Consider the following 11,229-nt stretch of genomic DNA (forward strand, 5'->3'; position numbering starts at 1 on the left):
ACTCTATCCGTGTTTTTGATTAATGTGTTAAAATTTCCGGTCCTTCTTCGGTAATTAAGATCGTATACTCCCATTGGGCTGATGGTTTACGATCAGCTGTATAGATGGTCCATCCATCTGATTCATGTTCAACGACTTCAGCAACTCCCATATTTAACATCGGTTCAATCGTAAACGTCATTCCTGGAACAATCAGACAGTCTGTTCCACGTACGCCGACATGGCTCACGTAAGGCTCCTCATGGAATTCAACACCGACCCCATGTCCACCAATGTTTTGAACAATCGTATAGCCATATTGTGCTGCATGTTCGGAAATCACCGCTCCAATATCCCCTATATAACCCCAAGGCTGTGCCGCTTTTAATCCTAAATCAAGACATTCTTTGGCCACACGAACGAGTTTTTGTTTTTCTTCGTCCACTTCCCCAATCATAAACATTCTTGAAGCGTCCGCATAGTAGCCATCAACAATCGTTGTGACGTCCACATTAACAATGTCACCTGATTTTAAAATTTCATCTGGGCTTGGAATCCCATGACAAACAACTTCATTAATTGAGGTACAAATACTTTTAGGGAACCCATGATAATTTAACGGAGCCGGCGTTCCGCCTAATTCGATCGTATATTGATGAGCAATTTGGTTTAATTCCTCAGTGCTCATTCCCTCTTTAATCACCTCTGCAATTTTATCAAGCACCATCGTATTCACACGCCCCGCTTTACGAATCCCTTCAATTTGTTCATTTGTTTTTAATAATTCACGGGTTGGGACTTCATCTCCTTGATGATAATGTTTTGAAATTTTTTCTTCTATTTTTAAGTGGCATTGTTTATATTTCTTTCCACTTCCACACCAACATTTATCATTACGTCCTATTTTTTGCATGTGTCATCACCTTTTCGTTTAAAATAACTTTCCTTTATAACTATACTATTATTATGGAAAAAATCCTATCTTTAAGCATAAGATTCTCAAGAACTCCGTCGATAAACGAATAAAAAAGCGAGGGTGAACCGTTAATCGGATGTCACACTCGCTTTTTATTATCAAAATTACCCACTTAAAATTTAATACTCTTTGTCTTTTCTTAAAAGACACTAGATGTTCTTTAGGCTACTTGATGATTTAATTTATTCTCAATTAATGCCACCATTCCACTTTGTTGAATTTGTGGGAGTGTTAGCTGGCTTTGGCTCATTCCTTGTAATCGAATTTGATGTGCCGTTTCAATCCCACTCTTTAATAGGTTAACCGCGTCACCCATACGCGTTAATCCATTTTCATAATATTGACGACTAATTCCAAGAATCGATGGTAAAATCTCAGCTTCACACCATCCCTGGTATTCTAAATTATGGATCGTTAAGATCGTTTTAACTCCTTGGTAGAATGGTCGTGATTTGTAATCTACCTCTAACATTAATGGAATCATACTTGTGTGCCAATCATTTAAGTGAATTTCTTCCACGGCGTCCCCTAAGTACGGTAATGCTTCAAGCACTGCACGGTTGAAGAAAGCAAATCGTTCAACGTCATCGTCATATCCATAGATATCGTCACGATGGAAATATCCATCATTTCCAATAAATAAATACGTCACCGAATCAATGACTAATTTGAATAATGAAACACGAACAGTTTTATTTCCAAGTCGAACCGGTAAGTCCATTAGCCAATCCATTTCTTTTCCATAGGCATCCGTAATTGATTGATATTTAGGTAATGCAACCACTAATGAGTGGCCCTCGCTAACCCTCTTTTTCGCAAACTCAGCTGAAATTTTTCCAAGTTCCCCAAGCGAAGTAAACGGCTCACATTCCGTCACGATATACGCCATTTTACGTCCAATGATTCCTTCCTCTGGTTGATCTGCGATCACTACCTCTTCCATCCCGTCGTTCGCATCCGTCTCAAGCAAACACTCTTCTACTTCATCGTTCGTGTCCATCTCAATCAAACACGCTTCTACTTCATCATTCGTATCCATCTCTACTAAACACGCTTCCACTTCATCGTTTGTATCCATTTCTACTAAACACGCTTCCACTTCACTTACATTCTCCATCGGTTTAGCATGCCCTTCTTCACGGTTAAAATGTTGGCTTAATGCTGATAATTGTTTTTCATCTAACTTTGATTGTGCTTTAACACTAATTCCTAACTCCTGACAAATCCCTACAAGCTCCTTGCTTGTCATTTCATAATTTCTAGCAAATTCGTATACTCTCACCGGAACTTCCCCCCCATTAAACAATCTTTAACATATAACAACATTTTAACATCATCCTTTCATTTTGAACATTCAACTTATGACGAAACTATTCAAATAAAGGAAAAGTTAATCGTTTACACCTTTAAAATCATCGCTTTTTGACACACTTCTCCTCATTTCTCTTTAAAATGTCGGAAAAAGAGAAAAACATTAAGTACCTTACTTTCTGCTAATACTCCTCTCCCTATTCAGATAGAAGATTCTATCCATATGGCTAATATATAACTTGCTATAAATAAAACAGTAAAAAAGGGTCTATATCATCAAAGAATACTTTTGATACTACGGTACACCCTTCTTATTGAAAGAAATGCCCTCAAGGGACCTTTTATTATAACGATAGAAGGAAGACAAAGGCTGCTTACCTCACCATGACTTTCTATTTAATTTAGTAAAATTTTATTTTAATCTACATCTTTACCTCCCAAAATCATTAATAACCTTATTTATTTCAACGGATAATCAAAAAATCGACAGAAATTATTCTGTCGATTTTCTATCAATTACATTGCTTTTTTTAATCCGAATGGATTTGTTTCTTGGTTACGGTTTTCTAATTCAATTAATACTTCTTCATGGAAATCTCCATTTAACTTGTAGTATTTTTTATAAATGACAAAGCATGTTACGATGAAAGCAATTGGAAGAATTGTCATTAATCCACGCATTCCTAAAATAGTTCCAGCACTTTGTTCTTGGTTTGCCACAAATCCCATCATTTGTAATCCAACACCGATTGCCCATCCACTGAATGCTGATGCTGATTTTACTAATAACGTTTGGCAAGAGAAGATAATACTTTCATTACGAGTTCCAAGTTTAAATTCTCCATAGTCAACAACGTCTGCTAACATAACTGTTGTTGAAGCTAGGACGAATCCTCCACCACCACGAACTAATAACGCTGAAATCACAACGAATAATGCATTATTTGGAGCAAAAATTCCTGTTAATAATAATCCGATTAATCCGACAACTGGTACGAAGCATCCTACTTTAAATAATTTTTGACGTCCAATTTTTTGAGCTAAGATTGGGAATAATAATAACCCTCCGATTTCAGCAAATCCAGCAAATCCGTTATAGATCGTGAACATTGGTACTTCATCACCTGGAACATATCCGTTCGCATATTTAAAGTAGTAAAGTGCCATCCCACCTAAAAGTTGTAACATTAAGTTCATACATAAAACGATACCGATAAATACTTTTAATTGATCATTTTGAGCAATAATTTTAAATGTTTGTTTTAACGTCACACGTTCTGCTTTTTTAGTTGAAGCTTTATCTGTTTTTGTTGATGGTTCTTTAACATTAAAGCATGTAATTAAAGAAGAAACGATGAAGACAACGGCAATGATAAACGCTAATGATTCGAACCCTTTAACTTGATCCCCTTGTCCTAACTTAGCAACAAATGTTAATCCGAATGTCCCGATTGTTAAACCACCGATACTTGCAAAAATACGAGGAATAACAGCGACTTTTTCACGTTCTGCTTTATCTTTTGTTAACGATGGAATCATTGACCAATAAGGGATGTCCATAATCGTATAAGTCATTCCCCATAAGATGTACATCACTGAGAAGTAAGCATATAATGGTAATCCATCTAAATCAGGTTTTTTAAATAAGAAGAATAAAACAACTGCATTAATAATGGTTCCGATTAAAATCCAAGGTCTAAATTTCCCCCACTTTGTTCTCGTATTATCTACAACCATTCCCATCATTGGGTCGTTTACTGTATCCCAAATACGAGCAATTAAAAATAATGTTCCGACAAATGCTGGAGCCAGTCCGATTACATCCGTAAAATAAAACATTAAATACGTTCCAACAATTCCGTAAACTAAATCCTTTCCTAATGCCCCTATTCCATAAGAGTATTTTGCTCTTGCCGTTAATTGCATTTTTACCTCTCCCTTTTTTAACAGATTCGTTACGATTTATCCCTCTCATAAACCGTAATCGTTTTTATTTCCTTTATGTCTCTAATATACTATAGTGAAACCGTTTTTGCAAGCGTTTTATAGTAAAAAAATAACTTTTTTTACTAAAGGATTTTAGCTCGACTTTTTTCATTAATTTTTAGACCTTATTCCACATAAATTTCTCACATTTCTTGTGAGGGATTCCTTAAAACACGCTTACTTTTATACTAAAATAACTACTCATATAATGTGAAAAAAACGCTTTAAATTTAATAACTATTTGTTTCATTCATCATAAAATTTTCATTTTTGAAATTCTTAACATCATCTATTTATTCGTCCAATCAATTTTTTCAACTAACTAGCACCCTTTAGACATCCTATCAGCTGGCTAGTAGGTATCCCGAACGCTGACTGCTAGCTAGAGCTATTTTATTGCTTTTTCAGCGTACTTCATCATCGTTGATCCTATCCCCCCCCTAAAACTAAACCAACGATCCATTCCCATTTATCTGCACTTCACAAACAAAGTCCCTGATTCACCTAATCGTATCTGAGATTTTAAACCGATTGACGCTTTATCCTCACTTTTTACAAGACACTCTTTTTGATTTAAACCACCAATTAAACTGATGGTTTTCATTTATATAAAAAAGGACTGCCCCCGTTAAGGAGGTCAGCCCTGATCATCACTTATTATAGCTTTATAAAAACTACTCACTCTTTTTAAATTTAATGATAGTGCTCGCGTAATCGCCACTCAATTTGACATCAATCCCGTGATTCATTAAGTAAGCCCCGGTCTTTCTTACCTCTGCTCCTGCTAACATAAAAGTATAAGTCGCTGTTTCATCTAGACCACGTAATTTAATACGCACGCCTGTACGGGCGATTTGTGTCTGCGGTAAGAAGACAAATAATGCTGCTTCTGATTCATTCGCATATTCATAACAGTAGTAATTGTTACGAGACGTATGATTTAGGCGGTAGAAGTCCCCGTTTTGAACCACGTCACGGATTTCTTTGTACTCCTCGATTAATTCCGCAGATAGCTTCATTTCCTCATCTGTGAATTTTAAAATATTACATCCCATTCCGAGCGTTCCCATCATCGCGCTATGGAATTTAAAACGAAGTGGGATTGTCACACGGTTATTCGCATCCGTTACCCAAGCACGCATGGCTTTAATTGGATACACGTAAGAATACGTATTTTGAATCGTTAAACGGTCATACGCATCGGTATTATCGCTTGTCCAGAAATCATCAAATCCGTTTTCCAACATTCCATAATCAACACGTCCTCCTCCTGATGCACAAGCCTCAAGTAAAACATGAGGATAACGTTCTTTCACGCGACGCGCAATGTCATAAACAGCCTCGATATGGCGAACCCACATCTCGCGTGAAAGTCCTGTTTGCGAGATTGGACGGTTCGCATCCCATTTAATATAATCAATGTCATATTTTGACAGTAAGTCATCAATCATATTGAAAATAAACGTTTGAACCTCTGGTAACGTCACATTTAAAACCATTTGATTACGCGACGTATCATTCACGCGGTTTTCTACATGGTAAATCCAATCTGGATGATCTTTCAATAACTGAGTTGGCGGGTTAACCATCTCTGGCTCAATCCAAATTCCAAACATCATATCCATTCCTTTAACCGCATCGATTAACGGTGTTAATCCCTCAGGGAATTTTTCTTCATTCACATACCAATCCCCAAGTCCGTCTGCATCGCTATGACGTTGTCCAAACCATCCATCATCAATCACGAATAGCTCAACACCCATCTCTTTTGCCTTACGCGCTAACGCAATTTGTTCATCACATTGAACATCAAATTCCGTTGCTTCCCATGAATTATAAAGAACCGGACGAACCCCTTCGCGTAAAACATGTTGCTTCGCATAATCATGCATGTGGTGACTCATCGCTTCAAATCCTTCTGTTGTATAACCAAACAACATCGCCGGTGCAACAAATGTTTCCCCTGCATTTAACGTTAATAAGCAGTCGTGCGGATTAATTCCCATTTGTACTAATGTTCCTCCATAAGGACGAGGCTCAATAATCGTTGAGAAGTTCCCACTTAATTTTAAAATTCCGTAATACACTTCTCCACTTGTTTCTGTTGCCTGACGGTCTAAAATAAAGAATGGATTATGATTATGCGTCGAAATTCCACGGCGATTTTCTAAGACAATTTTTCCTTGTCCAAGTGGCTGCTTAAACTCTTGAAATTCCGCTAACCAATGTCCATGGCTTGACGTTAATGTTAAATCTTGATACGGAATATGTAGCTGTGCACTATGGATCTTTTCAACCGTCACTGATTCGTTCATCTTATTCTCTAACGACACAAAACGCTCAATTAAATCTAGCTCTTCGTACACTTTATAATGTAAATTAAACGCAAAATCATAATGGGCATCTTTTAAATGGATCACTAACTCCTCATCTGTTTGCGTATATCCATCATACTTATACTCAATATCACGCGTTCCATCCGCAAAAATCACCTTTAAGCAATTTTCCTTATAACGCATTCCCCCATATACCGGATATTCCTCGTCCGTTAAATCGAGAATTGGATCATTACTTGAAATCTCAGATAATGGTGGAACATCAAAATCATCCAATGAGTCGATCTTCTCTCCCCAGTAAAGATGACGAACAAGTCCTAAATTATCAATCGCAAATACATACGTTGTTTTTTTTGTTTCAATCCCGAATACTAATCGCTTCGCATCAATTAAAAATCCCATCTTCTTCTCCTCCAACCTGTTATCCTTTGTTAGGATAACGCTTTCTAAAAAGATTATAATATACTCCTTAAGTTTATTCAACTATTATTTTAGTAAAGTTTTACTTCAACTCTTCATCAATGATTCTTCGGAAGAATAAAAGAAACAAGAAAAAACCAAACTTATAACTTGGCATCATCTTTTGACACTTCTAATGGATGAGTAGAATCAACACGCATGATGAACTAAGAAGCTTTAATAATTTCCTTACTATATATTAACTACATTCATATTCCTCCATCAGTTGTAGACACATCAATTTTATTCCACATCATTTGTTAACTTTTTTAACACTTGCTTTATAAAGGCATGTTCACCTTTACCTTGATCAGCTATTTCCCAGTCTGGAATCTTAAATCTTAAGCAGTTCAAAAATAGATGCCCCCTTAGATATGGTTTTAATTCTTGGGCATAAGACATGTTGGGATTAACCGTTCCCGCGCATAAGAAAAAGTACCTCCTGATTAGGCCTTAAAGCGATTGAATCATAATTGACGTGTTGCTTTTATTTTTTTATCTACCATGAAAGTACTACTTGTTCATTCAGTTTCCCTCAGAGATGCAACTCCCAGCTTTACTAAAAGAACCGGCTTGTCGTAATTGTTTAATTCAATAATCAAAAGGTGGTAAAGCTGATTAGCAATAATTTCTCTTCGCGTTTTTCCGCTTAGATAGAGTTGGGCCCTTCGTTGTTTAAATTCATCAGTAAATTTATGACCGGGTAGTTAAAGGTTTTGCATGATAAAATGCCTTTAAGGTTTCAGTTAAAAGAAACTAAACTCCCTATCTAATTAAGAGCTTCCTATTCTATCTTATAAAAAAATAGGCTACGATTGATTCCCTTTAAGGGGAGAGTCAATCGCAGCCACTCTAGAATTTAATCTTCAATTAATGAAGATGTATTTTTTAAGTTTCTTTGTTTAAATAAGAAGAAGACAACAAGCAAGGTTAAAATTTCAGCCACAGGGACTGTCATCCAAACCCCACTAATCCCCATAAACTGAGGTAAAATACTAATTCCCGCTAGGATGAAAATAATTCCGCGACAAATTGCGATAATAATAGAAGCTAAAGCATCGCCAATTGACGTAAAGTATCCTGAGAATAAAATATTAAGACCGTTAAAGAAGAACGTAAAGGCATAAATTTTAGAGCCATGTAACGCTAGGTCAAGAACCGCCTGATTATCACTCACAAATAAAAGAATTAAATACTTTCCAAATAAGAAAATAGTGAAGACGAGTATCGTTCCCATCACGATGGCGACCTTGCATGATAAACTCATCATCTGCTTCACACGAGAGTCTAACTTTGCACCATAATTATAAGAAATGACGGGCCCAATTCCTGCCGAAATCCCACAAACAATTAATGACGCAAACAAGGAAATGTATCCAATTGCCGTAAAGGCCGAAACACCATCTTCACCGGCAATTTCCATAAATGCCATGTTAAACACAAACGTTGAAATGGCTGTTGCTAACGAAGAAATCCCTTCCGATGAGCCGTTATATAACAATTGCCCCGTAAACTTTAAATTAAACGTTCCAGTAAAAAAGTTTAAAACCGAACTCTTTTTAATAAACGGAATCGCTGCAATTAAAAAAGAAGTGGTAAATGATAACCCAGTTGCGATTGGAGCCCCTACAATCCCTAACTTTAACTGTTTAATTAACACATAATTTAAAATAATATTTGCAAAAAAACTAGCGATTGAACTAAATAAAAAGACATTTGGTTTTCCGATACAACGAACGAAAATTCCTAAAATAAATGAGAAACTAATAAATGGAGCAAATAACGCTAAGATTTTAATATACGTTGCTGAATCCGCAAGTAAAACCTCATTCGCTCCTAAAAAAGTCGCTAATTGCTGATTAAAAGTAAACCCCAAACAAGCAACAATTAAAGATAACCCTAGCATAAAAAGACAGGCTGATTTAAAAATATCTTGCGCTCGTTTAAAATCTTTTTCACCTAAACTGCGCCCAATATAACTGGCTCCCCCAATTCCGACAATCATATTCATCCCGATCATCAATTGCATAAACGGAGCGGCAATATTGACACTCGCCATCGCATTCGTTCCAACAAAGTTTCCTAAAAAGATTCCATCTACCATTGTTTGAACCCCTGCTATCGTTAACGATAAAATAGCAGGAATTGAAAACTTTATAAATAATTTTGAAATCTTTTCGGTTCCTAATATATTTTCTTGCATCATTCCCGACAACCTCCTTAACTCCTTTTTTATTTAACTAAAAGACTTGTTTTTAAGCCTGAATAATATTATCATGGAATTTTAAATATTTTAAGTATAAATTTGACCTTTTTATAATGAATTTGACTAAAATGAGGTGTGATATGACGACATTTTCCCATTTTATACACGACATCGCTTACATGAAAGCATTGCTTGAACAGGGATTTGGATGGCCTGTTCAAGTCATCACTGATAAACATCAACAGATAGGTTCTGAGACTCCCCCTTCCGAATGGATGACATCTATTTATGACTTTTCAAATCTTCACCCCTATCCGCAAATTAAATTTTCTCCAGCCAATGAGGCATTTATTTTTGTTAGTGACTTAAAAACAAAAATGAACCCCATAACCTACGTCATGGGGCCCTGCCTTAACAAACCATCTATACCGTTAGAAGCTGAAACAACATCATCATGTTTAAATCAGATTTTACATCAAGCCGCCTTAGTTCATTTGCTCATCAATCAGCAACGCCTTACCGTCGAGGACATTTTAAAGGAAAACTTCTATAACGAGGCTATGATTTCTCAATTAGAAGATAAACTTCGACAGGACTTCACCTTTATCCGAATTGACGACCATGTTCACACACACATTCCTGGTGACATCCAATATGAAAACCAAATCCTTGCCTGTGTTAGCCATGGACGGGTGAAAGAACTTCTGCCAATCCTCGATCGCATAAACCCTTTTCCACTTCTTTCCGACCACCTTAAAGAAACTCCACTTCAAACGATGAAAACAATGGTTGCTTCCATGATTATTGTTGCTTCAAAAACCGCGAGGGAGAGTGGACTTCCAATTGCCATTAGTTACAAAATCAATACCTTCTATTTACAAGAAATCAATAAAACAACCGACTTAACAACTTTAAATCAATTAAAAATCAGTGCGTTAATTGACTTGACCCATCGGGTGCACGCCTTAAGGCGAACGAAAAACTCGCAAACAGTTAAAGAGGTCACCTTTTATATAAGAAAAAATCTTTATCAAAATCCTTCCGTCCACGATGTCTGTCAGGCACTACACTTTAATCCTAGCTATCTAGCGCGGTTATTTAAAAAAGAAATGAACATGACCATTAGTGAATATATGATGCGAGAAAAAATTAAGGAGGCCAAACAACTCCTCGCCATGACGAATCATTCTATTCTTGAAATTTGTAGCCTTCTACATTTTACTGATCAAAGTCATTTTACAAAAAACTTTAAAAAATTCACGGGCCAAACGCCTAAACAATATCGACAACACTATAAAGTATTAAATTAAATAAAGTCCATCTCCAACATTTCGGCACCCTCACGGGTCACAAATGAAATAATCTCTTGAATGGCTTGATCATCTAAACAAAGAATATGATACTTTTTCGCCAGTTCCCGCACTTCCGGTGATAAAGGAGCTATGGTCATGATTAATCCTCTGAATACATCATCTCGCTTCATCGTATGAAGAAGGGGAGATAAATCGTCTTTATTGACGGACTCGCCCGCTTCCTTTACGAGGCACTCAATATAAACCTTTTCACCGACCTCATTAATGGCTCGAATGAACTTATAATTTTTGACTCTTACTTCTTGATAATCAAGCATCCTTAACAAATCTGCACAATAAAAACTAAATTGAAACGCTGGAATATCTTTTACCTCATATTGCAGTAATCGTAAACAGCGCTCTGAACGAACTAATGACTGTTTCGCCTGATTCATCTCTTCTTCAATTTGGTGAATCTCTTCCTCTCCTCTACTAATAGACCACACAACTGAAACAGCAAACAGCACCAATACAAGAAGGTACCACCACATCGGCAGACTCTCAAATAATTCAACCATTCGAATAAATACCCCTTGGAAATTAAAATAGGTCACCCAAGCGAATAACCCTAACATGATATAACTCATTAACTTTAAAACTTTCCCCTCGTTTAAATCATTCATA

At 36.4% G+C, this 11,229-nt stretch carries 7 protein-coding genes; 1 reads left to right on the forward strand and 6 read right to left on the reverse strand.

Annotated elements, in window-relative coordinates:
- Positions 1-19 precede the first annotated feature (19 nt).
- The 5 genes from AC6I0I_RS08645 to AC6I0I_RS08665 form a co-directional block, all read right to left on the reverse strand.
- The gene (locus tag AC6I0I_RS08645) at positions 20-892 is read right to left on the reverse strand and encodes a methionyl aminopeptidase (protein ID WP_262951076.1); all 873 of its coding nucleotides are present in this window, start codon (positions 890-892) and stop codon (positions 20-22) included.
- A gap of 223 nt (positions 893-1,115) precedes the next feature.
- A complete protein-coding gene (locus AC6I0I_RS08650) occupies positions 1,116-2,237 on the reverse strand; it encodes a translation initiation factor IF-2 N-terminal domain-containing protein (RefSeq protein ID WP_262951075.1) in 1,122 nt (373 codons plus the stop codon).
- A gap of 545 nt (positions 2,238-2,782) precedes the next feature.
- Positions 2,783-4,192 (reverse strand): melibiose:sodium transporter MelB, encoded by a 1,410-nt coding sequence (melB, locus tag AC6I0I_RS08655; protein ID WP_161831214.1) that lies wholly within the window; start codon positions 4,190-4,192, stop codon positions 2,783-2,785.
- A 734-nt stretch (positions 4,193-4,926) separates the two neighbouring features.
- Positions 4,927-6,990: an alpha-galactosidase gene (locus tag AC6I0I_RS08660; protein ID WP_262953779.1), complete on the reverse strand. Its 2,064-nt coding sequence runs from the start codon at positions 6,988-6,990 to the stop codon at positions 4,927-4,929.
- A 916-nt stretch (positions 6,991-7,906) separates the two neighbouring features.
- Positions 7,907-9,253 carry an MATE family efflux transporter gene (locus AC6I0I_RS08665; RefSeq protein WP_161831217.1) on the reverse strand — a complete coding sequence of 449 codons (1,347 nt, stop codon included), beginning with the start codon at positions 9,251-9,253 and terminating at the stop codon, positions 7,907-7,909.
- A 140-nt stretch (positions 9,254-9,393) separates the two neighbouring features.
- On the opposite strand from AC6I0I_RS08665, the gene AC6I0I_RS08670 reads away from it, so the two are divergent.
- Positions 9,394-10,563 carry an AraC family transcriptional regulator gene (locus AC6I0I_RS08670; RefSeq protein WP_262951071.1) on the forward strand — a complete coding sequence of 390 codons (1,170 nt, stop codon included), beginning with the start codon at positions 9,394-9,396 and terminating at the stop codon, positions 10,561-10,563.
- On the opposite strand, the gene AC6I0I_RS08675 is transcribed toward AC6I0I_RS08670, so the two are convergent.
- Positions 10,560-11,228, reverse strand: coding sequence for a restriction endonuclease (locus AC6I0I_RS08675; RefSeq protein WP_262951069.1), 669 nt, complete (start codon positions 11,226-11,228; stop codon positions 10,560-10,562). The two genes, AC6I0I_RS08670 and AC6I0I_RS08675, sit on opposite strands and share 4 nt — an antisense overlap.
- Position 11,229 lies beyond the last annotated feature (1 nt).

It is taken from the genome of Turicibacter sp. St.80E1, assembly GCF_059728495.1.

Bases quoted from the DNA above. Each gene is read 5' to 3' on its own strand.
- AC6I0I_RS08665 (WP_161831217.1), bottom strand. From the start codon at position 9,253: ATGATGCAAGAAAATATATTAGGAACCGAAAAGATTTCAAAATTATTT.
- AC6I0I_RS08675 (WP_262951069.1), bottom strand. From the start codon at position 11,228: ATGAATGATTTAAACGAGGGGAAAGTTTTAAAGTTAATGAGTTATATC.
- AC6I0I_RS08645 (WP_262951076.1), bottom strand. From the start codon at position 892: ATGCAAAAAATAGGACGTAATGATAAATGTTGGTGTGGAAGTGGAAAG.
- AC6I0I_RS08670 (WP_262951071.1), top strand. From the start codon at position 9,394: ATGACGACATTTTCCCATTTTATACACGACATCGCTTACATGAAAGCA.
- melB (WP_161831214.1), bottom strand. From the start codon at position 4,192: ATGCAATTAACGGCAAGAGCAAAATACTCTTATGGAATAGGGGCATTA.
- AC6I0I_RS08660 (WP_262953779.1), bottom strand. From the start codon at position 6,990: ATGGGATTTTTAATTGATGCGAAGCGATTAGTATTCGGGATTGAAACA.